The organism is Streptomyces sp. NPDC000348, from assembly GCF_042898795.1.
GTDB lineage: Bacteria > Actinomycetota > Actinomycetes > Streptomycetales > Streptomycetaceae > Streptomyces.
In genome coordinates this window covers 193505-215840 of record NZ_JBIAZD010000006.1, presented here as the reverse complement: position 1 = coordinate 215840, position 22336 = coordinate 193505, and the positions used below count along the sequence as shown (strand labels likewise).

Here is a 22336-nt window from a genome sequence, read left to right as displayed (position 1 = left end):
ACCGCGCCCAAGTTTCCACCGTCAGTTCAACGATACCGTTGAAGGCATGGCAACCGACATCAGGGACATCGCCCATGCCGTCGAGGCCGCGGCCGTCATGGGACTGCTTCCGGCCCGCCCGCGCCTCCTCGCCCTGGGCGAGCCCACCCACGGTGAGGAGGCCCTGCTCGGCCTGCGCAACGACCTCTTCCGGCAGCTCGTCGAGGAGGAGGGCCACCGGACGATCGCGATCGAGAGCGACTGCCTGAGGGGACTGGTCGTGGACGCCTACGTCACGTCGGGCACGGGCACCCTCGACGAGGTCATGGAGCACGGATTCAGCCACGGATGGGGAGCGTTCCCGGGCAACCGCGAACTGGTCCGCTGGATGCGGGAGTACAACGAGGACCGGCCCGCGCCGGAGCGGCTCCGCTTCGCCGGTTTCGACGGCCCGCTGGAGATCACCGGAGCCGAGAGCCCCCGGCAGTCCCTCACCGCACTCCACGACCACCTCGCGGCCCACGTCGACGCGGACCTGCTGCCCTGCACCGCGGAGACCCTCGACCGCCTGCTCGGCCCCGACGAGCCGTGGACGGACCAGGCCGTCATGACGGACCCGTCCCGGTCCGTGGGCCGCTCGGCCGAGGCCGGGGAACTACGGCTGCTCACCGACGACCTGGTGGCGCTGCTCGACACACAGACGCCCCGCCTGATCACCGCGGCCTCGCGGGAGGACCGGGACCGTGCGCACCTGTACGGCCGTACCGCCACGGGCCTGCTGCGCTACCACCACTGGACGGCCGACACCTCACCGGCCCGCATGACCCGCCTGCTGGCCACCCGGGACGCCATGATGGCCGGCAACCTCCTCGCCCTCGCCGACCGGGGCCCGACGCTCGTCCACGCCCACAACAGCCACCTCCAGCGAGACAGGAGCACGATGCGCATGTGGGACCACCCGCTGCTGGAGTGGTGGAGCGCCGGCGCCCTCGTGAGCGCCCGGCTCGGCGAACGGTACGCCTTCCTGGCCACGGCCCTCGGCACGCTCCGGCACCACGGGGTGGACACCCCGCCCCCGGACACCCTCGAAGGAGTCCTGTACGCCCTCCCGGAGGACCGCTGCGTCGTCGACGCCCCCCGGCTGGCCTCCGTCCTCGCCGGCACGCGCCCCGCTCCCCGGGTCTCCCCGTACTTCGGCTACGCCCCGCTCGACCCGGCCCACCTGCCCCGGACCGACGGGGTCGTCTACGTCAGGGACGTCCCGCGGGGCTAGGGTCTTCGTGACACGGGGCTCAAAGGGGGAGTGGTGGGCGTGCTGCTGGGGCTGGGTCTGTCCGTGGTCTGCGCCGTCGGCGCGCTCGTCGCCGCAGCGGGGGCCGTCGCGATGGCGTTGCCCGGTCGGCCCCAGCCCTGGGCGACGCGTCTGCTGCGCCGTACGGCGGCAACGGCCGCGTGGGCGGCCGCGGCCGTCTACTCCCTGGGATTCTTCTCCGTCATGGCGTCGGAGCAGGCGTTCGGCGACGGCGCGGACTCGATCCCCGCCCCGGCCTGCCGCGACGGCTTCGACGCCGAGACGACACAGGGCCTGTCCCACCACCGGTCCGCGTACCTGCCGCTCCGCTTCGACTGTGTCCGTGACGACGGCACCCTCTACTCCAGCGATCCCGACTACGTGTGGATGAACCGGGCGTCCGCGTCCCTCGCCCTGACCGCCGCCCTGCTCGTCACCGGCGCGGGCTGCGCATCCGGGTTCCGTGCCCGGAAGAGGACCGCGGTGGTGTCATGACGCTGCTCCCGGTCTTCGCAGGGCTCGTGGTCGGCTGGGTAGCGCTGCGCGGGCTGCTGGCGCATCCGCTGCTGCCGTGGTGGGTGCGGACCGCGGTGTTCTGGTCGGTGCCGCTCGGCGCCGTGACCTGGGCCGTGATCATGACGGCGGACGACGCCTTCCTGTTCCCGGAGACCGCCCCCTGCCCCAGTGAGCCGATGCGCGAGGGCATCCTCGGGGACGGAAAGGTCTCGGGCGTCTCCACCCCGTTCCCGCCGCGCGCCTACTGCCGTTGGGAGGACGGTACCGTCCACGACCTCGCGCCCGGCGCCGAGTTCCTGTTCTGGGTCTTCTTCGCCGTCACGGTCGTACCGCTCGCGGCGGGACTGCGGCACGCCCTGCGGGAACCGGTGTCGCTCCTGCGCCAGGGGCGCTGACCCGCAACGGCGCCGCAGTGAGGGCGGTCAGCTCCGCCGCACGCCCTCGACCGCCCGGTTCCGCCACAGGCAGTACACGGCGGCCGGGTCCTGCCAGTACCGCCACGGCAGGGCGTCCACATAGCCGTCGACCAGCCGGAACTGCCGCAACGCCGCTTCGTGGCGGCCCTGCCGGGTCAGGAAGTAGGCCAGCAGGTGCCGTACGGACGCCGTGTCCGGGTGGTCCGGCGGGGCCGCGGCCACGTCCGCCAGGGCCGCGTCGACCATGGCGACCACGTAGGACGCCCGGAAGTCGTCCTCCTCCGCGTCGTCGTCGCGGTGCTCGTACCACGCGATCAGCGGCAGCGCGTTGAGCAGGCTGCCGCGCGGCGCCCCGGCCACGGCCCGGCGGGCGAACGACACGGCGAGGTCCTCCGAGCCGCGCCACTTCGCGCACCAGTACTGCAGCGCCGCGCAGTGCGCGCCGTAGTGGTACGGGTCCCGGGCGGTGACCTCCTCCCAGATCCGGCGCATCCTCTCCTGCGGGTAACCGAGACCGAGCGCGGTCCAGATCTCGGAGACGTACGGCGAGGGGTCGTCCGGGTTCAACTCCGCCGCCCGTGCGTTCAACCGGGGCGCACGCGCCAACGTGCCGTGGAAACCGGCGAACTGCTCCCGGCTGGTGTCCTTCGCCCAGCCACCGCCCCGCAGATGCCAGGCCAGGGACACCGTCGCCCGCGCCCGCACCAGCGCCACGTCCGGGTCGTCCGGCCCGACCGCCGCCTCCCACGCGTCCAGCCAGCCGTCCGGACGCGCGGCCCGGTGCGAACCGAGCGCGTCGGCGTAGAACGAACGACGCGCCCAGTCCCGCTGCTCCCCGGTCCGGGCCAGCAGCCGCGCCGCCGGCTCCCAACGACCCGAAGCGGCTGCGGTCTTGGCCCGCTCCAACTCGGCATCGGCGGCCGCCTGCCGGGTGTTCTGCCCGGACTGCGGCAGAAAGCCCAACGCCTCGGCCCTCCGTGACGAACGCCTGGAGGAGGAAGGGCCGTTCATGAGCCGCCGGTAGTAGGCGACACCGACCGCGACGACGAGCGCGACGACGACGATACGGGCGATCTCCACGAGTCACGCACCGTCCAGGGAGACGGCGCCCACCACGGAGCCTTGCGCACACACGAGTACACCCATCGGGGCAGAGTCCTTCACGGGGAGACACACGGCTGGGACAGGTGGGGGGAGACGGAGTATGCCCCGCGGACGTCACCTCTCGCAAACGTGTTCCCGACGACTGACCTGGAACCCGGAAGGAGCGCATGAAGCTCCGGTTCCGGCGTGCTGTACACATGCATTGCCGCCCTGCTCATCTGCCGCCCCCGCCTCACCCGGTGGAAGATTCTCAGTCCCACCAGAACCACCATTCGCGACGCTTCATGAGGTCCTCGGGGTACGTGGACCAGTCCAGGTCGGGATCCACGTGGAACACGTCAGGGCAGGCCAGGTAGTGCTCCGCAGTGAGGATCTGGGCCTGGTGGACATCCGTCGGCCGAGCGGCAACAGAGACGTACAGGCTTCCGTGCCCGAAGCCCACGACACGCAGACCGAACCGGTCCTCCCAGGAGCGCAGCACCGCTGACAGCTCCTGCGCGGTCATGTGATTCGTCATTCCCAGCCAGCTCAGGGCGGCCGGCGCATCAGCGCCCCGCGTGACCTGGACGAGTGCGAGACACCGGGCTCGGCCGTCGCGGACGACAGCGGACGCCACTTCACCCGCGCACACGTCGACGTCGGTCAACGCCGCCGCAGGCCTCGCGAGACCGGGCCACCCCTGGAACGGCAACCAGAAATCGTCCGTCCACTGGCTCCGGAAGTACGAGACGGCATCGATGCCGGCTCCGTGGTCACCGCCCACCGGCTCGAGTGAGTCATCGGGGTACTCCAGCAGTATCGGGTAGAGGCCGGTCTCATGACGTCGTGTGTAGAGACGCTTCCACCAGTCGGCCGCGTCCATGACCGGTCCGTCGCTCATCCACACCATCGGATACGGGGCACGACACGGCCCCACCAACCGACCAGGCGGCAAGGCGTCCAACAACTGTCTGAGATCTTCACTCAAGGATTCGGGCACGAGCGAAATTTACGCGGCACCTCTGACAGAGCCATCGGAAACGGTGTCTTGAACCACAGGCCACTGACGCCTTGTCGGGGTCCCTTGACAGCTCCTCCAGGATTCACCGCGCCGCGGAGGAGGCGGTGCGCCTCGCGCTGAGGAAGGGGGCGACAGCGGGCCGGCTCCGCAGCAGGCCCGCGTCAGCGAGCCAGGGGGCGGATCGCTCCGGCGCGGTACGGGTGATGGTGTTCCCGCCCCGCCCCATTGCGCCCCCGATCTCCCTGCGCCCCCGGCGAAATCCCTCATGCGCCTCACAGCCAGTCGTCGTACGTCTCGTCATCAGCCCCGGGGTTCCGAAGCGACACGACCAGGTGCACTGGCGTATCGGTGTCGTCCTGCTTCACTCCGACGAGAAGCTCTTTGCCCATGACGCTCCATGCGCGGTACTCGATGTAGGAGTCCGCGTCCGCGATCTCACCGTCCGGTTCCTCCAACAGCTCACCCAGGCTTCCGGAACCGAGTTGCGCCGCCACAACCGGAATCTTCGCGGCAGCGACGGCGTAGAGGTCGTCCAGCCAGGCGTACAGGTCCGGTCTGTCATCCTCGACTTCCCGGAACCACAGGGTGAACTCCACGCCGACCGGACCGTCGCCCTGGATCCAGGCATGTGCGTCGTCACGCCGCCACGTGGTGGCCCAGGATGCCGACGGATTCCTGCGCTCACCCGACCAGCCCGCCGCCGCGAGGACCGATTCCACCGCAGGACCGTCGAGTTCTTCGAGTTCGACCAGCCGAGCCACTTCCGCGCTCACGTCAACCATGTGCTCATCCCGCTCGTTCTGTTTCCTGGCACGCGAAAGGCGACCGGGCAGCCGAGCACATCCACTGGGGGAAGGGCACGCTCTCGAAGATCTCTGTGCGACCGTGGAAGGGCAGGCGCAGGGCGAGCAGCAGCACCGCTCCGGCGACCGCTCTCAGATGCCCCACGGGTCGGGATGCGGCACGGCCGCCGGATCCCCGGACCAGAGCAGCCGGGCCTCGATCTCGTCGCCGGTGAGACCGACCAGCCGCTCGACCGCCCAGCCGTTCCACTGGACGGCACCGGGGAACTGCGGCAAGCGGAAGGCCGGGAGGTGCGCGGGAAGCGCGTCCGTGCGGTACACCGCCTTCTTGACCTCGCCGTTCATCTTCTTCGGCTTCGACGACCTGCGCAGGTCCAGGCAGTCGACCACCTGCTCGACGAGGAGGAGGTAGTACTCGTCCTCCTTCGAGTCGTCGATCTCAACGGGCACCAAGCTGCCGGCCGTGCGCAGCGCATCGGTTCCGAACCGGTCGATGAGGTGTCGGCTGAGCATGGGCGCGCCCGGATAACCGGAGGCGAAGTCACCTTTGGGCCAACGCCGTTCTCCCATCCAATCGGCACGCAACCGGACGGGCCGGTCCTCCTCGGCCCCCAGACGTTGCCAGCGCTTGAGCTGACGCAGATCCCAGTGGTTCGGGTCGAGCTGCCGGTAGTCGGCCAGGCTCGGCAGAAGCCGGTACACCGCCGGGCTCCTCTCCGACGTCTCGGCCATTGCGTCACCATCCGTGTTCGTCGTCGCGTCGAATGTGGCCTGTTCCCTCATGGTGCCGTCCATACCGCTCCAGGCCCTGGCTGTCCTCCTGCCAGTTCCTTTTCGACCTGCTGCCCGATGGAGCGTAGTTCCTGGCGCAGTGCACCGCGAATGGCGCGTGCGCCGTACCCGGCTTCCGTCATTGTCTCCGTCAGGTCGGTGAGCTGTGCGTTGAGGCGGAGCAGGAACCTCTTGCGGTGTGTGAAGTTGTGTGGCCGTGGATGCCCGAGTGGGATGCCGTTCACCGCGTCATTGATGTCGACGCCGTACCTCTCCAGCAGAGCCCGCGTATCCGCCGCCTTGTTGCGCTTCATGCCGGAGGGGACGAGGTGGGCGGCAGCCTGTCCCGGGCCCTTGGCCCGTCCCTCCCTCGCGAGGTTCTTCGCGAGCAGTTCGGCGTTCTCGGCACAGGTCAGAAGCCCCAGGTAGTCGAACCAGGTCAGCGGGTTCGATGCGTAAGCGCGGGGGTTGGGGCCCGCGTCCAGTCCCAGCGGATCCGCGCTGACGTAGGTGGCGGCGACGGGGTCGTAGTACCGCATGAAGTTGTAGTGGAGCTGAGACTCGGCGTCGGCGTACTGGCCGGGGAATCGCAGTGGAGTCGAGGCGCCGGCGTCCTCGTCCGCCATGAGACCCCACAGCGTGGCGTCCGCGCGCCACGCGACCTCACCGGCCTCGGAGACGAGTTCGGTCGGGGCGCCGACGAGGTCGGTGACGATGGCGTAGAAGCGCTCGTCGACGACGTCCTGCGGAGCGTCGGCGAGGGAGGCGCGCTCGGTTTGGACGAGCGGTCGGACGCCGTCCCGTTCCCAGGTCAGCGTGGACACCTCGGACGATCCCGTGCGAGTCGTGACCTGCTCCACCAGGTGCGGGCCGTCCCAGGTGAAACGGGTCTCCTCGGTCACGGTCCGCCCGTCGGCCGCCAGCCGTTGTTTGGCGACGCGCCGGCCGAGAGGATCGTAGAGATACCGCCACACCGTGCCGTCGGGTGTCACGACCGAAGTGAGCCGGTCGTCGCCGTCCCAGGTGTAACGCCAGATGTCGGCCTTACGGGACAGTCGCGTCCTGCGGCGCAGGACGACCCGGCCCGCCGCGTCGTACTCGTAGTGGATCCCGCCCGCGCGCAGGACGCGATCGCCCTGGTGGACACGTCCGCCCCGGCCTTCCTGCGCGGGGTATCGGTCCGGCCAGGAGGCCCGGGTCTGGTTGCCGTGCGCGTCGTAGGCGTAGGACTCGGTCCACCCCTCCGCGCGCACGGTGAGTACGCGGCCGGCGGGGTCGAGGTCGAAGGTGCGGCGCCCGGACCAGCCCTCGGCGAGTGCGGTCACGTGGCCGTCCGGCCGGTAGGTGTAGGACCGGTGCGTCACGGGGCGCGTACGTCCCGCGGCGGTCAGTTCCTGGACGGTCAGACGGTCCCCGGCGTCCCAGCTCGACGTGAGGGCGAGGCCGGTGTCGAACCTCCTGCCGGTCTCACGCCCCAGGTGGTCACGCGTGAAGGTCAGGGTGCGGCCGGCGGTGGCGAGGGCGGTGCGCCGGCCGGCTCCGTCGTAGGCGTACCTGGTGACGGTGCCGCTCGGAGTGGTCCGGGTGACCGGACGGCCCACGGCGTCGTGGACCGTGGTGAGGACCCGCCCGTCGACGCTCTCAACCGTCACCCGCCCCGTCCCGTCGTAGGCGTACGAGAGTGTGGCGTCGGGCCCGACCGCGTGGACGAGGCGGCCGGCCCGGTCGTGCCGGTAGGTGGTGACACGGCCGTCGAGTTCCGACGCCGTCCGGTTCCCGACCGCGTCGTAGGAATGGACGGCCGTCTGCCCGACCGCGTTCGTTCGGCTCATCAACTGGCGTGCGGCGTCGTAGGCATAGGTAATGGTCCGCCCGTCGAAGTCCGTCTCCGAGACCAGGTTGCCCACCGGGTCGTAGCGGTAGTCCCAGGTCAGTCCGCGCGAGTCGGCCACCTGCAACAGTCGTAGCTCGGTGTCGTGGGTGAAGGTGTGCCGGACACCGTCCGGTGTCGTGCGTGAGGTGAGCACGTCGAAGGCGCCGTAGGTGAAACGGGTGGTGCGCCCCAACTTGTCCGTGTGGCTGATCTGGTTTCCTTCACCGTCGTACGTCCAGCACTCCGACGTGCCGTCCGCGTCCGTCAGCGAGGTGAGCAGGCCCTCCGTGGACCAGGTGCGACATATCTCCCCGCCCAGAGGGTCGGTGACGACACTGTTGCGTCCGAAGGGGTCGTACGCATAGGTGATCACAGCGCCGAGGGGGTCGACCGCGGAGGTCGGCTGCCCGGCCGCGTTGTTGGTGAAGCGGTACACGGCGCCGTCGGCGTCCGTGAGGGATGCCAGTGCGCCCGAGGGCTCGCGGATGAACCTGGTGGTGGCGCCGTCCGCGGTGGTCACCGAGACGCAGTTTCCGCGCTCGTCCCATTCCTGCCGCAGGACCGCGCCGTCGTACTCGGTGACTTCGGCCGGAAGTCCCAGGTCGTTGTAGCGGATCGTCGAAGCGGAGCCGTCGGGCAGCCGCACGGACGTCAGCCGTCCCGCCTCGTCCCATTCCAGGTGCAGAACCCGCCCGAGCTGGTCGGTACGGCGGATCAGACGGTCCCGGTCGTCCCACTCCTGGACGACCGTGTGTCCGAGCGCGTCGGTCTCCTGGACGAGCTGGTAGGCGTCGTTGAACCGGTAGTGCGTGGTGCGTCCCAGCGAGTCGACGGCGACCGTACGACGGGCAAGGTCGTCGTAGGTGAAGGTGTAGTCGAGGAACCCGTCCCTGCCTTGGCCGGCTGCACAGCGGCCGCTCCCGTCGTACTCGAAGCGGTACCAGATGTCGTTGCGGTCCTCCCAGCGAGTGATGCGCCTGTTGTCGTCGTAGGCGAACCGGAGAGGCAGGCCGGAGGAGTTGTACACGGCGGAGAGGTTGCCGCGGTTGTCGTAGCCGTACCGGACCAGGGTCGGCTGTTCGGGGTGGCTCCGCAGTGCGAGCTCGGTGATTCTTTTGTTCTCGCAGGTCACGCCGATGCGGTAGCCGCCGTGATGGACGATCTCCTCGGGCGTGCCGTCCGCCCGGTAGGTCACGTCGATGGTGTTGCCGTTGCGGTCGCGGATCGATGCGAGGGGCAGTTCGGCGGCCGAGCGCCCGGGCAGGGGACGGAAGTGCATATGGTGCCCCGTTTCGGTCCGGAACACGACCATCTCGCCCTCGGCGGTGCCGTCCCAGCTCAACGGCCATTGAGGCCCGGTGACGGGCAGAACCGGGGCATCCGCGTCCGGGACGGGGTAGTGCAGCACCATGCCGTCGTCCGTCGCGAACCGTACCCCCTCGGCGTCCAGCACCAGTCGCTGGTCGAGCGTGCAGGTCCAACTGGGCCCCAGGAGGCGGCCGCTGCGCGTGCGGCTCCGGTGGTGCCGCTCCAGGGACAACGGCAGTACACCGTCCAGCGTCACGTCCGTGGCGGACATGACCATCTCTCCGGTGGCCAGATCGACCGGGTCGCCACGCGTGACGAGTTTTTTCATCTGCCGGCCCAGGGCACTGGTGCTCCTGCCCAGTCCCTGGACCCCGAGGGCCATGCCCTTGAGTCCGGTCTTGCCGAACGCCTTGAGGCCCTTGGCGAGTCCGCCGAGGGTGGTGAGGCCCTTCATGCCGGGTATGCAGTCGAGCGCGGCCAGTCCCACGTCCCACAGGGACGCCTGGCCTTTGCTGTATTTGTAGAGGGTGTCGGCGAGGACGACGAGTGCGGCGATCAGAACGATCGCGCCGAGGATGGGCCCGCCGATGATCATCGCGACGATGCCGACGACCGCGACGACGATCTTGCAGGCGGCGACGATGCTGTCCCAGTTGTCGGTGAACCAGTCGCCGATCTCCTCCCACCAGGAGCGGTTCCGGATGCCGGCGTCGGAGGCCTCGTCGATCTTCGACCTGGCGTCCCGCGCGGCCTCCTCACGCATCGTGCGCGCGTCGGCGGCCATCTTCTTCGCCGCCGCGAGCGCGCCCTGCGCCGCGGACACGTCCGACTGCGCCTTGTCCTGGGCGGACCTGGCGCTCCGCACGTCCCGGGTCGCCGCCCGCACCTTCGCCTCGTCCGGCTGGTCCGCGTCCGACTTCGAACCCGTGGGGTCGTCCTTGTACTTGTCGGCCTCCTTCGTCGCCCGGCCCACCCACGACTCCGCCGAAGTGAGCTTCGACTGCGCCGAGGTGAGGTCGGCGCGCGCCTCGCGCGCCTTGGCCAGCGCCCTGTCGGCGAGGGCCTGGGCGCGCTCCAGCTTCGGCCAGTAGTCGGCGAGCGCGTCCCCGCACAGCGCGTACGACTTCTCCAGCTTCCGCAGGTTCTTCGGAACCCCGGAGAACTCCTCCTTGAACACCTCGGCCGACTTGCCCGCCCACTCCGCCAACGTCCCCTCACCGGCCATCCCCTTCACCAGGCGCAGCGCCTCGGAGACGTCGTCGGCGAAGTCGTGCAGGACCCTGGCCAGGGTGCGCACCCGCTGCGGGTCGCCGGGGGTCGGGTCCTTGTCCAGGTCAAGGACATGCCAATCACTCGGCCGATGACCCACCATCCCGCAACCCCCGCCACCCACACCTCGTCAACATCCGTATGTACAAGCGAACCTACACAGCACGACAGTTCGACGAAAGATCGGTACGGTCCAGTCGCGTCACCGACCGCCCGTCCGATCAGCCGGCCACTCCCAGAACCCCTATGGATGGAGGTATGGCACGGTTGTCGGATCCTCGGGCCAGAGCATCCAGCTCTCGATCTCGTCACCGGCGGGATCGAAGCTGTAACCGAGCAGAAAGAAGAGACGGCTGACCGGCACCTGGGGCACGGTCCGGACTGTTGACTCGTCCTTCGTCGCCACCGAACGCAGGATGACGGACGCGCTGCGCACCGGGTCCCCGTCGCTCCCGCACGAACGCGGGAGCGACGGGGAACCCGGAGAGCGTGGTGTCCGGCGCGGTCAGTAGAAGCGGCGGACGAAGACGTCCGACGTGCCGTTGGTGTCACCGGGCACGATGTCGTCGGCCGCGGATTGGAAGACCACGTCGCGCCCACCGGTGCTGACCGCGTCGGTCCCGGCCGAGGCGGGCTGGTCCGAGACGATCTCGTCGGTGCCCGTCCGCAGGTCGCGCAGCATGAGCGACGGCCCGTTCGTGTCGTGCGGGGTGTACAGCAGATGGCGGCCGGTGGGATCGATGGCCACACCCCGTACGTCCGCCACCAGTTGGGCGGTGCCCGAGCTCATGTCGTGGACGTAGGTGTCGGAACCCGAGAGGTAGACGACCTTGCTGCCGTCGTCGCTGAGCTGGACGAGCGTCGCCCCCTCGGCCGGGCCTTCGATCGGGCCGGAGGTGGTGCCGCCGGTCCGGTCCCACACGAGGATGTCCTCCGCCTGGCCGTCCTGGTAGGCGACATGGCGGCCGTCGCCGCTGATGGACGGCCGGGACGGCAGGGTGTGACCGAGCGCGGCGACGGTCTCCTTGGCGTTGGCGTTCCAGTCCTGAACCTCGATGCGCTGGCCGAACGACGGTTGCCTGGGGGAGACGACGGCATGGGCGATGTGGCGGCCGTCCGCGCTCAGCGACGACTGGCTGCAGCTGTAGAGGCAGTTGACGGAGATCTCCCTTCCCGTGCTCACTTGGTCCAGGCGAATCCGCACGTCGTTGAACCACCGCGCCGAATAGGCGACGTATTCCCCGTCACCGCTGATCACCGGGGGCTCGAGCGGGGACAGGGCCCCGAGCCGCTCGGTCCGCCTCGTCCGCTGGTCGCGGACGTACACCCGGTCGCCTCCCGTCGTGCCGTCGGACGTGAGGTTCGTCGCCGACGACGAGAAGACGATGCGGCGGCCGTCGGGCGTGATCGAGGCGCCGGCGGAGTCGTCGTCGGCCTGGGCGCCGTCGGCCGCCACGCTGATCCTCTCGACACCGGCTCCGCCGTCGGCCGCGCCGCCCGCCACGGCCGTGGGCTCGGCCGAGGCGGCCGCCGGCAGCGCCGCCGTGACCACGCAGACCGCGGCCACCGCGCTCAGCGCGGCCCGCACACGTCCGGTGGTGCTCCGGTTCGCGTTTCTCCTCATTTTCCCCCCAGGAAGGACACGGTCCCTCCTCCGGCTCCCCACCGGAGGACCACAAGCATGCAACCGTGACGGTCCTGTGAGGTCAATGCGACACATGACGTATTCAGCGGCGCGGTACCGGCCGTGTGAGAGCCGGTCCGCTCCGCGACGACCCGCCTCGCAGCGAGCCATGCCGCAGGCCCACCAGTTCGTCGATCAACTGATCGTCCGCGGCCTTCGCCGGCACCGCCTCCACGGACTCGCCAGCCCCGGAGCCGGCCACGTTCTCCCTGGCCAGCGATGGATCTTCCATGATCGGGAGTTGCATCGAACGATTCACAGTCCCACGGGAGCCGGCGGTACCGTGCGGCGGGCACCGGCCGGACGCCGGTCCCCGCCGCACCGCTTTCGACGGCTCAGCCGTAGGGGATCACCAGTACGGACTTGTCCGTGCCCGTCTGGAGCTTCGAGGTGCCGTTGCCGATGGCGCTCCACACCTCGAGGCGTACGGTGCCGCCCTTGAGGTCGCCCGGTGTGCCCGTGGACGCCTTGAGGCCGCGGGCCTGCGTGTACTCCTCCCATCCGGTGACCGGGTCGGTCGCGAAGTAGTGGTACGTCTCGGTCCGGTCGAAGCTGCCGTCGCCGGTGAAGTCGTAGCTGATCCGGGCCTGCTGGCCCAGCCCGACCGCGCCGCCCGCGTCCACCTGGAGGCGGAAGGCGGTCTGGGCGCCCGGGGTGAGCGTGCCGTTCACGCCGCGTACCTCGTAGACGAGGGGCTGGTACGGGGTGCCGTCGTGGTTGGCGCCACCGGCGGAGGCGATGGTGTCGCTGCCCGCCGTGCCGCCGGTCGCCGTGGTCAGGGCGCCACCGCTGCGCAGCTGGAAGGTGTTGCCGGTCGGCGGTTCCGGGTCGGGGTCGGGGTCTCCCGAACCGCTCCCGGTGCCGGTCGCGGTGGAACGCGCCGGTACGGAGAGGGTCTTGCCGTCGGAGAAGGTGACGGTGCGGGCCGTCGGTCCGTGGTTGTGGGCCGCGTAGGTCCGGGTCGTCCCCTTGGTGAAGACGGCGGAGGTGGGGATGTCACCGGTCACGGTGGCGTCCGGGGCGCCGAGGGTGTCGAGGGTGGTGAGCCAGTGGTAGGTGTGCGCCTTCGACTCCCCCTCCTCCGGGGTGTAGCCGGCGTGGCCCGCGTCCCACTTCGCCTTGGCCGTACCGGGGTCGGCGAAGGACTGGAACTCCCAGAGGATGTCGCGCCATTCGACGGCCGGACCGCCGTTCTCCCGCTCCATCTCGGCGATGTTGCGCCGGATCGCGGCCTTCTCGCCGCCGAGGTGGAGCGAACCGCCGGTCACGGGCAGGACGTTGATGCCGTGGATCTCCTCGGGATTGGCGGTCCACCAGGTGGCGTAGGCGGCGCCGCTGCCCCACACCATGCCGGCCGTGTCGTGGCCGAACGAGGACGGGAAGACCTGCTCGTCGGCGTCGAACCAGTACTGGGCGATCGACTCCGACTCGGTGGTCAGCAGGAAGGTGCCGAGGTCGCGCAGCGAGGTGTCGCCGGTGGCGGAGCCCCACAGGACGAGGGCCGCGCTGAGGTTGGTGGACTCGGAGGAGGACTCCTGGTTGTTGCCGGCGGCGAAGCCCTGGTGCCCGGAGGCCCAGCTGTGGCCCGCGTAGACGTCGAAGCCGCGCAGGAAGGGGAAGGCGGTGTCGGTCCGGCTGGGGTTGGCGGTGTCCCGCACGAGGGTCTCGACCATGCCGCCCCAGGCGGAGTCGGCCGCCCACGCCTGGTCGTACTGGGCGACGATCGCCGCCGCGTAGACGTAGTAGCCGTAGTGGAAGTGGTGGTCGTTGAGTTCGGTGTCGCTGCCGTAGGAGGCGGGGTAGCCGGTGAGCGTCTTCCAGTCCTTGTCGTAGCTGAACTCGTTCGCGCCTCCCGCCGTGAACCAGTCCTGGAGCCTGCCCTTCATCAGGCCGAGCAGCCTGTCGCGGACGGCGGTCTCGCCGATCTGGTCGGCCACCGGGACGAGTTGGGCGAGGCGGCCGAGGGCCTTGCCGGTCCAGTAGGTGTCGGTGGCTCCGGAGAAGGGGTCGGAGGCGTTCACGACCTCGTTCAGGTACCCGCGCAGCCGGGCGGTGTCCACGCCGTTCGACTTGGGCAGTGAGGGCAGCACCGCGGAGGCCTTCTGGCTCGTGGTGAAGGAGGCCGACTCGCGGACCTTCATGGTGCCGCGCGGTGAGACGTAGGTGTAGGAGGTGAGGGGGTCCGTGGTGTTCAGCCACTGGTGGCGGTAGAGGGCCTGGAGCGTGCCGCGCTCGGTGCCTTCCTTCGCCTCGGTGGTGAGCGTGTAGGTGGCCCCGACGGTGCCCCCGGTGTAGTTCCAGGTCACCTTGGAGCCGGTGACGAAGCTGTAGGCGTACTTCTTGAAGGTGGCCAGGGCGCCGGTGGACGGCAGCACGGCGACGGAGAAGTAGTCCTTGGAGCCGAGACCCGCGGTGACGGTGGAACCGGCGACGTTCCAGTCGCTGCCGGTCGGTGCGAAGAGGGCGTAGTGGTGCCCGGCGACGGTGATGCCGAGGACGTTGCCCTGGTCGGCGAAGACGGTGGGCGCGCCGGCGGTGGTGATCTGGGCGTTGCCGCCCGAGCCCTTGGCGTACACGAACGGGGAGCCGTGGCCGATGGTGGTGCGCAGGGTGCGGGCGCCGTCGGACCAGTAGGGGGTGACCGTCCAGTCGGACCAGTCGTCGGCCCTGGTGTCGGGGGAGTTGAGGCCGGCCAGCCCGATGGTGAGGTCGCGCTTGTGGGCGTACTCGTACTGGCGGCCGTCACCGACGATCGCGGGGGTCGTCGGGTAGCCGACGTCGAGTCCGCCGGCCGTGGCCTGGTAGGTGAGGGGGTGCCCGTACATGGGGGTCGAGTACGGGTTGTCGCCGTAGCGCTGGAAGGCGAGGGAGGACCACCAGTCGTTGGTGGGCACGGGCCGGTCCTTGGCGGCGGCGGTCAGCTTGGGCGTGACCGGCGTTCCCGTGTTGGTGGTGGGGCCCGACGTGCCGGAGGGCCGGGTGTCGGAGTAACTGCCGGAGCCTACGGGGACGGTGGCGGCGGCCGCCGGTACGGCGGCCGGGCCCAGGCCGACGGCGGCGAGGGCGGAGGCCAGCAGCAGAACGGTGGCGGATCTGGTGCGTGGGGAGGGCATGCGTCACCTCAGGTCGTGACGGGAAGAAGGTCTGAGAGCGCTCTCAGATGGCCGGAACGTAAAGCCCATGTAATGCACGTGTCAATACATTGAACGCGGCGGGCAGGTGCCGGGCCCGTGATCCGTCATGTCTTCGAGTCTTGCCCGAGGCCGGTGGAGGGGACCGCTCGGACCCCGGACACGCTGGTGGCCCGAGCGGCCCGAGCGGCCCGAACGGTGGTGAGAGCGTGGTCCGGTGCGGGGCGGCCCGGCGCGGAGAACGGATCGGACCGGGACACTGCCGGCGCGTCCACGGTTCGCGGCCTCCGGTTCGTCGCGGGTTCGGTGAGCTGTTCCTTTCGGGAAGCACGGCTCGCATGCCCTGCGGGCGGCTTCCGTGCCGGCGCGTCCCCGTGGACGGGGTGGGGAGCCGCTGTCCACCGTCCCCACCGCGTTGCCTCCCTCCCTGGGTTTCACCTGCTCACGCCTTGTTTCCCGGTCGGCCGCCCGGAGGGCAACGGGAAACCCGTCGACCCCTGCCGGCAGTGGGGCGACTCTGGGTCCATCGGTAAGCGGCAGCGAAGGGAGGCGGGGTTCATGAGGCGTGCACTCGTGTCCTTGTGCGCGGTCGTGGCGGCCGTCACGGCCGGATGCGCCGACGGCGGCGACGGCGGCGACAGCCGGGCACGACAGGATCCGCGCCCGCGTCCCCCGGCGCTGACCTGGCAGCAGGAACTGCGCGTCGCCGACGCGCAACAACGTCTGACCAAGCAGTGCATGGACCGTCGGGGCTTCACCTACTGGGAGGACCGCGGCCTGACGCTCCGGGAGAGCCGCCCGGTGCGCTACGTGCAGGACGACGTGGCCTGGGCCCGTGCGTACGGGTACGGCAGCCGGATCGAAGCGAAGAGCCTGCGCGTCCACGAGCGCAACCCCAACGGAACCTACCGCCGGAGCCTCTCCCCGGCCCGGCGCGCCGCCTTCGACACCGCGCTCGACGGCGGCGCCGGCGCCCACATGCTCACGGCGTCGCTGCCGGGCGGAGGGGAGACGCGCAAACGCGTCGGCGGCTGCACGGAGGAGGCCGAGCGAGCGCTCTACGGCGACCCGGCCGAGTGGTACCGCACCGGCAGGATCGCCACCGGCCTCAACGCCCTTTATGGCGAGGAGCTGATGGAGGACCGCCACCTGACCGCGGCGGTACGGGCCTGGTCCCGGTGCATGAAGAGGGCGGGCCGACCCCACGAGGATCCCCGGGCCGCCCGCGAAGCCGTCCGGGCCGACACCGGCCGGCTGGGCGCGGCCCGCGCCGACGAGGCGTTCGCCGCCGAGCGGACGACCGCCGTCGCCGACGCGACCTGCGCCCGCGAGACCTCCCTGCGCGCCGTGGCCACGGCACGGGAGACGTACTACCTGGACCGCCTGCGCGACCGGTTCGGCGAGGACATCGACACCTACCGGCACCTCGGTCGGCGGGCCTACGACCGGGCGGTGCGCATCGTCCCGGAGCGGGACTGACCACCCGCTCCCGGGCGGACACCGCCCCGGTGAGGGCACGCCGGGCCACCGGCCCGGTACGCCCCCTCACCGACGCACCACCGCCAACGCACCACACCAGCAGAGGAAAACGAGGGGAAACAGCATGCGCAAGTTCACCGTCACGGCCGCCCTCCTCGGGCTCACCGCCCTGGGCGTCGTCGTACCCGCCACCTCGCAGGCGGCCGGGAACACCGTCGCCGGACCGGGCTGCGACAGCAAGTGGGGGCCGCGCAACGGCTACATGTACGCCTGGGAGAACCTGGACTGCTCGGGCGCCCAGCTGATCAGCACCGCGGGCAACAGCGACTGGTGGGTCGGCTCGCAGGACAGGGCGACGTCCGTCATGAACCGCGGCTTCACCGGTGGCCTCGACCACGTCGCGTTCTACGAGAACTCCGGTTTCGGCGGCGGCCACGCCTGCCTCGCACCGGGCGAGCTCTACGCCGACAACCTCACCGACAACCGGTTCACCAACGGGGTCAACGCCAACGACACCATCTCCTCCCACCGTTGGGTGGCCCGCAGCGCCTGCGGGGCCTTCCTGACCTGACCCGTCCCGTCCGTGCGACGGGAAACGGATGCGACGGGAAACGGATGTCCGGAACCGCACCATGGTTCCGGACATCCGCGTTTTCGTCATACCGGGTGAAAGGTTCGGGCGCCCTTACCCCTCCGGCAGTAACCTGGGCGTCCACCGTCTCACGGCCGCACCGCATGGGGGACCCCGTGGGAGATCCGCAGCACGGGCACGAAGCCGACCACGGGAACGAGCGGGACCGGACCGCGCCGGCCACGCGTTCCTTCCCCACGGAATTGAGACGCCTCAGACAGGCACGCGGCCTGTCGCTGACCGACCTGGCGCGGCAGACGCATTACAGCAAGGGCTACCTCAGCAAGATCGAGACCGGTACGAAACGGGCGACCGCCGACATCGCCCGCATCTGTGACCGAGTACTGGGCGCCGAGGGGGAGTTGCTGAGGCTCGTACGGGAGGGACCGCCCGCCGTCGGCGCGAGCGGCGCCGAGGCCGCCACCGCCGAGCGGCAGCCCGACGGGAAGTCTCCGTACCGGGGCCTGTCGGCGTTCACCCCGCAGGACGCGGACTGGTTCTTCGGCCGGGAGCGCGCGACGGCCGCACTGGTGGAACGGGTCTTCGAACGGGTGGGAAGCGGCCCGCTGATGCTCGTCGCCCCCTCGGGCGCGGGCAAGTCGTCCCTGCTCAACGCAGGGCTGGTGCCCGCCCTGCGGCGCGGTGACCTCCCCATGCCGGGCGCCGACCGGTGGCCGGTGGTGACGTTCACCCCCACCTCACGGCCCCTGGACGAACTCCTGGAACGCACCGCGAAAGCGGTGGGCGGGGACCTCGCCGTCACCGTCGAGGAGGTCCGCGGGAATCCCGACGCGGTGCTGGACGCCGTACGCGCGATGGTGGGCGACCCGCCGTCGCCGCCCGGGGAACGCCGGCCCCCGCCCTGCCGGCCGGTGCTGATCGTCGACCAGTTCGAGGAGCTCTTCACCCTCTGCGCGGACGAGGACGAGCGGCGCTCCTTCGTCCGGGTGCTCTGCGCTCTGGCGGCCCCCCGGCCGGAGGAGAGCGCGCACGGCTCCGCCGTCGTGGTGCTCGGCGTCCGGGCCGACTTCACCGGCCACTGCCTGGACCTTCCCGAACTGGCCCCGGTCCTCACCGACGGGCTGTTCGTGCTGCCGCCCATGTCCGTGGGGGAGCTGCGGGAGTCCATCACCCGACCGGCACGGCTCGCCGGACTGACCCTCCAGCCGGGCCTGGTGTCCCTGCTCCTGCGCGACGCGGGACTGCGCGACGGGCAGGACGCTCCACCGCCGGACGGCGGGGCGGACGCCGGCTCCGGCGCCGACGTGACACCCTCCGGCGTGCTCCCCCTCGTCTCCCACGCCCTGCTGGCCACCTGGCAGCGGCGCGAGGGGTCCGCGCTGACCGTCGCCGGGTACGAGCGGGCCGGCGGGATCCGGGGCGCGATCGCGCGGACCGCCGAGAACGTCTTCGCCCGGCTGTACCCGGCCGAACAGAAGACGATCCGCCGTGTCCTGTCCCGCCTGGTGTACGTCGCGGACGGCGGCGGGGCGACCCGCCGCCGGATGAGCGGCGCCGCCCTGATGGAGCAGTTCGCCGACGCGGACGGCGCGTCCGCCGCGCTCGACGCCTTCGTACGGGCCCGGCTCGTCACCATGGACAGCGACACGGTCGAGATCACCCACGAGGCCCTGCTGCACGCCTGGCCACGGCTGCGCGACTGGATCCACGCCGACCGCACCGGGCTGCTCCTCCACCAGCAACTCGCGCACGCCGCCGCCGAATGGGAGCGCGAAGGCCGCGACCCGTCCGCGCTGTACCGCGGCACCCGGCTGAGCACCGTGCGCTCCTGGGCCGACGAACTGGACGGCTGGAGCCGGCTCGGCCCCGGCGAAGAAGCGTTCCTCCGGGCGAGCCTGGCCGAGCAGGAGGGCCACGAGAGGCAGACCAGACGCCAGGTCCGGCTCCGGCAGTCGATGCTCGCCACGCTCGTCGTCCTGCTGGGACTCGCCCTGACCGCCGGAGGCCTCGCCTACCAGCAGCGCGAGAGCGCCCTCGACCAGGAACGCGTCGCGCGTTCCCAGGCGCTCGCCGTGCGGTCCGCGTCGCTCGCCGGAGGCCAGCCGGAGGCGTCGATGCTGCTGGCCGGGGAGGCCTACCGGGCCCACGCCACCGCCGAGGCGCGCGGCGCGCTGCTGAGCACGCAGTCCCAGCCCTTCTCCGGCCGGCTGGGCGGTCACCGGGGACCGGTCAACGCGGTGGTCTTCGCACCGGACAACCGGTCCCTGGTGACGGCCGGTTCCGACGGGACGGTGATCCTGCGGCGGGTGTCGGACCGCCGCACGACCGCCGTGTTCACCGTGTCCGGGCCCGTCCGCTCGATCGCCTTCAGCCCCGACGGCCGCACCCTCGCGGCGACGTCGACACGCGGGCCCGTGAGTCTCTGGGACATCGCCGGGCGCCGGCGGAAGGCCGTGCTCGCCGACAGCACCGAGGGCGCCCGGGCACTGTCCTTCGACCCCCGTGGGCACCGGCTCGCCGTCGCGACCGCGCGGGGGCCGGTCCAGTTGTGGGACACCACGCGCGTCCCCCGCCTCACCGCCTCCCTCAGCGGGCACAGGGGGACGGTCAACGCCCTGGACCACGCCCGCGACGGCCGGACCCTGGTCTCCGCCGGAGCCGACCGGACGGTGCGCCTCTGGGACACCGACCGGGCCCGGTCCCTCGCCGTGCTCCAGGGGCACACCGACGAAGTGCTCGGCGCGGCGTTCTCCCCGGACGGCCGGGAGGTGGCCTCCGGAGGCGTCGACCGGACCGTACGGCTGTGGGACGTGCGGGGCGGCCGGCTCGACGCGACGCTGACCGGCAACAGCGACGACATCAACGCCGTCGCCTACACGCACGACGGCGCCACGGTCGTCGGCGCGGTCGGCGACGGGACCACCCGGCTGTGGGACGTCCGCAGCGGCCGGCAGACCGCCGTGCTCGCCGGCCACACCGACTACGTGATGGGGGCGGCCGTGACCTCCGACGGCACCCTGCTCGCCACGGCCGGCTTCGACCGGTCCGTGGTCCTGTGGAACCTCGGCGGCCCGGTGCTGACGGCCCGCCCGTTCACGGAGGTCTGGCAGGCCCGGTACAGCCCCGACGGGCGACTGCTGGCCACCGCCGACGCCGACCACACGGTACGCCTGTGGGAGGCGGACCGGCGCCGGCTCCTGGCGACGCTCCGGGGACACACCGAGGCGGTCTTCTCGGTGTCCTTCACACCCGACGGGCGGACCCTGGCCTCGGCGGGCTCCGACGGCACGATCCGGCTGTGGGACGTGGCCGCGCGGGAACCGCTGGCGACCCTGACCGGCCACACCGGGCAGGTCTTCTCCCTCGCCTTCGCCCCCGACGGCCGCAGTCTCGCCTCGGCCGGCGCCGACCGCACGGTCCGCCTGTGGGACGTGGCGGAGCGCGCGCCGCTGGCGACGCTGACCGGCCACCGGGACTTCGCCAACGGCGTCGCCTTCAGCCCCGACGGCCGGATCCTGGCCAGCGCCGCCGACGACCTGACCGTACGGCTCTGGGACGTCCCCTCGCACCGCCCGCTCGGCACGCTGGAAGGCCACACCGGCGCGGTGCGCGGCGTGGCCTTCACCCCTGACGGGCGGACGCTGGCCAGCAGCGGCAACGACGGCACCGTACGGCTGTGGAACGTCCGCGAACGCCGCTCGGAGGCCGTCCTGACCGGCCACACCGGCTCCACCCGCGGCATCGCCTTCGCCCCCGACGGCCGCACGCTCGCCAGCAGCGGCAACGACCGTACGGTGCGCCTGTGGGACGTCGCCGGACGGCGTCCGTGGGCGACGCTGACGGGCCACACCGACGCGGTGTGGAGCGTGACGTTCGCTCCCGACGGGCGCACGGTGGCCAGCGCCGGCACGGACGGCACCGCACGGCTGTGGGACCTCGATCCCGGGGCCCGGCTGGAGCGGATCTGCCGGCTGGGCGCGAGCGTCGACGCGGCCGCGCGCGCGAGGCTCCTGCCCGGCGTCCCCCTCTCCGACGGGACGCCCTGCACCGGCCGGGGGTGACGGCGACTCACCTGCTCCGAGGGGTTTCCCGGGTGTTTCCCGTTGCCCGTCGACGGGAGGCGACACCCGGTTCCTCGACAGGCGCGGGGCACGGTCGGCAGGCTCCTGAGCGACCACCTCTTTCGACGACCACAGGAAACGGGGGTCCTGGCATGGTCCGCCGGACCGATCTCATCCGCACACTGACCGTCTTACTCGCCTTCCTCCTCTGCGCGCCGGTTTCCGCGGCCGCCGCGAACACCCGGGCGCCCGTACAGCGCGCCTCCGCCGAGGCGTGCGGCGTCCTCGCGCCCGGAGCCTCCACGGCGGCCGAACGCGCGATCGCCGCCGCCTGCGCCGAGGTCGCGGCCGGCACCTGGTACACGTGGGGCGGCGGGCACGGCGCCCGGCCGGGACCCACGTACGGCCAGGTCGACCCGACCGACCCGGACAGCGAGCACGACCCCGAACGGTTCGGCTTCGACTGCTCGGGCCTGGTCCGCCACGCGTACGCCGAGGCGGCGGGCTCCGACATCCTCGACGGCGTCGCCAGTCAGCAGTACTACACGCACCGCGCCGCCGCCCGCTTCACCGCCGCCCAGGGCCTGGCCCCGCTGGTCCCGGGCGACCTGCTCGCCTGGGGCACCTCGCGGGACCTGCACCACATCGCCCTCTACCTGGGCGCGGGCAGGATGGTCGAGGCCAGGGAGTCCGGCACCAGGCTCATGGTCAGCGACGTCCGCCTGGGCGGCGACTACTTCGGCGCCGTCCGCGTCGACACCGGGTCGGTCACCGGTCACATCCACCAGACGTGGGGCACCGACGTGTGGACCAAGGCCGAACCCTCCCTCGGCGCCGCCCGCGTCTACGCCTTCCCGTACTCCACCACCATCCGCGTCCAGTGCCAGAAGCACGCCGAGCGGGTCACCGCCGAGGGCTACACCAACGACGTGTGGTCGTACCTGCCGGACTACAGGGCGTGGGTGACCAACATCTACATCAAGGGACCGGCGTGGCTGGACGGCGTGCCCGACTGCGGGACGACGGTGCCACCGGCATCGTGACGGGCCGGCGCCGGGG

15 protein-coding genes are annotated in these 22336 nt (G+C 71.4%); 7 read left to right on the top strand and 8 right to left on the bottom strand.

The genetic code is table 11. The annotated features are described in order from the left end of the window. Window positions 1-46 precede the first annotated feature (46 nt). Genes ACFY3N_RS14725 through ACFY3N_RS14715 form a run of 3 tightly spaced genes read left to right on the top strand, consistent with a single transcriptional unit; the run spans window position 47 to window position 2181 of the window. Window positions 47-1252 carry an erythromycin esterase family protein gene (locus tag ACFY3N_RS14725; RefSeq protein ID WP_390817040.1) on the top strand — a complete coding sequence of 402 codons (1206 nt, stop codon included), beginning with the start codon at window positions 47-49 and terminating at the stop codon, window positions 1250-1252. A gap of 33 nt (window positions 1253-1285) precedes the next feature. Then, entirely contained in the window at window positions 1286-1765 is a 480-nt protein-coding gene (locus tag ACFY3N_RS14720) for a hypothetical protein (RefSeq protein WP_390817039.1), read from the top strand. Then, window positions 1762-2181 (top strand): hypothetical protein, encoded by a 420-nt coding sequence (locus ACFY3N_RS14715; protein WP_390817038.1) that lies wholly within the window; start codon window positions 1762-1764, stop codon window positions 2179-2181. The genes ACFY3N_RS14720 and ACFY3N_RS14715 overlap by 4 nt, the downstream gene beginning before the upstream one ends. A gap of 27 nt (window positions 2182-2208) precedes the next feature. Here ACFY3N_RS14715 and ACFY3N_RS14710 read toward each other — a convergent pair whose 3' ends face one another. The 8 genes from ACFY3N_RS14710 to ACFY3N_RS14675 all read right to left on the bottom strand — a co-directional run bounded on the left by ACFY3N_RS14710 (window position 2209) and on the right by ACFY3N_RS14675 (window position 15127). Beyond that, window positions 2209-3282: a hypothetical protein gene (locus tag ACFY3N_RS14710; RefSeq protein ID WP_390817037.1), complete on the bottom strand. Its 1074-nt coding sequence runs from the start codon at window positions 3280-3282 to the stop codon at window positions 2209-2211. Window positions 3283-3556: 274 nt separating this feature from the next. Beyond that, the gene (locus ACFY3N_RS14705; protein WP_390817036.1) at window positions 3557-4186 is read right to left on the bottom strand and encodes a DUF4253 domain-containing protein; all 630 of its coding nucleotides are present in this window, start codon (window positions 4184-4186) and stop codon (window positions 3557-3559) included. Between the two features lie 392 nt (window positions 4187-4578). Further along, window positions 4579-5088: a hypothetical protein gene (locus tag ACFY3N_RS14700; protein WP_390817035.1), complete on the bottom strand. Its 510-nt coding sequence runs from the start codon at window positions 5086-5088 to the stop codon at window positions 4579-4581. A 153-nt stretch (window positions 5089-5241) separates the two neighbouring features. Next, complete coding sequence (locus ACFY3N_RS14695) at window positions 5242-5841, bottom strand: hypothetical protein (RefSeq protein ID WP_390817034.1); 600 nt, start codon at window positions 5839-5841, stop codon at window positions 5242-5244. 47 nt (window positions 5842-5888) lie between these two features. Then, on the bottom strand, window positions 5889-10433 hold the full coding sequence (locus ACFY3N_RS14690) for a DUF6531 domain-containing protein (RefSeq protein ID WP_390817033.1): 4545 nt from the start codon (window positions 10431-10433) through the stop codon (window positions 5889-5891). 141 nt (window positions 10434-10574) lie between these two features. Beyond that, a complete protein-coding gene (locus tag ACFY3N_RS14685) occupies window positions 10575-10736 on the bottom strand; it encodes a hypothetical protein (protein WP_390817032.1) in 162 nt (53 codons plus the stop codon). 99 nt (window positions 10737-10835) lie between these two features. Then, a complete protein-coding gene (locus tag ACFY3N_RS14680) occupies window positions 10836-11954 on the bottom strand; it encodes a WD40 repeat domain-containing protein (RefSeq protein WP_390817031.1) in 1119 nt (372 codons plus the stop codon). Between the two features lie 395 nt (window positions 11955-12349). Continuing rightward, complete coding sequence (locus ACFY3N_RS14675; protein ID WP_390817030.1) at window positions 12350-15127, bottom strand: glycosyl hydrolase; 2778 nt, start codon at window positions 15125-15127, stop codon at window positions 12350-12352. A 576-nt stretch (window positions 15128-15703) separates the two neighbouring features. Between ACFY3N_RS14675 and ACFY3N_RS14670 the strand changes: the two genes are divergently transcribed. The 4 genes from ACFY3N_RS14670 to ACFY3N_RS14655 all read left to right on the top strand — a co-directional run bounded on the left by ACFY3N_RS14670 (window position 15704) and on the right by ACFY3N_RS14655 (window position 22320). Further along, window positions 15704-16624 (top strand): hypothetical protein, encoded by a 921-nt coding sequence (locus tag ACFY3N_RS14670; RefSeq protein ID WP_390817029.1) that lies wholly within the window; start codon window positions 15704-15706, stop codon window positions 16622-16624. Window positions 16625-16748: 124 nt separating this feature from the next. Next, window positions 16749-17195, top strand: coding sequence for a peptidase inhibitor family I36 protein (locus ACFY3N_RS14665; protein ID WP_390817028.1), 447 nt, complete (start codon window positions 16749-16751; stop codon window positions 17193-17195). 263 nt (window positions 17196-17458) lie between these two features. Then, complete coding sequence (locus ACFY3N_RS14660) at window positions 17459-21277, top strand: helix-turn-helix domain-containing protein (RefSeq protein WP_390817027.1); 3819 nt, start codon at window positions 17459-17461, stop codon at window positions 21275-21277. 152 nt (window positions 21278-21429) lie between these two features. Next, window positions 21430-22320 carry a C40 family peptidase gene (locus ACFY3N_RS14655; RefSeq protein ID WP_390817026.1) on the top strand — a complete coding sequence of 297 codons (891 nt, stop codon included), beginning with the start codon at window positions 21430-21432 and terminating at the stop codon, window positions 22318-22320. Window positions 22321-22336: the final 16 nt, after the last annotated feature.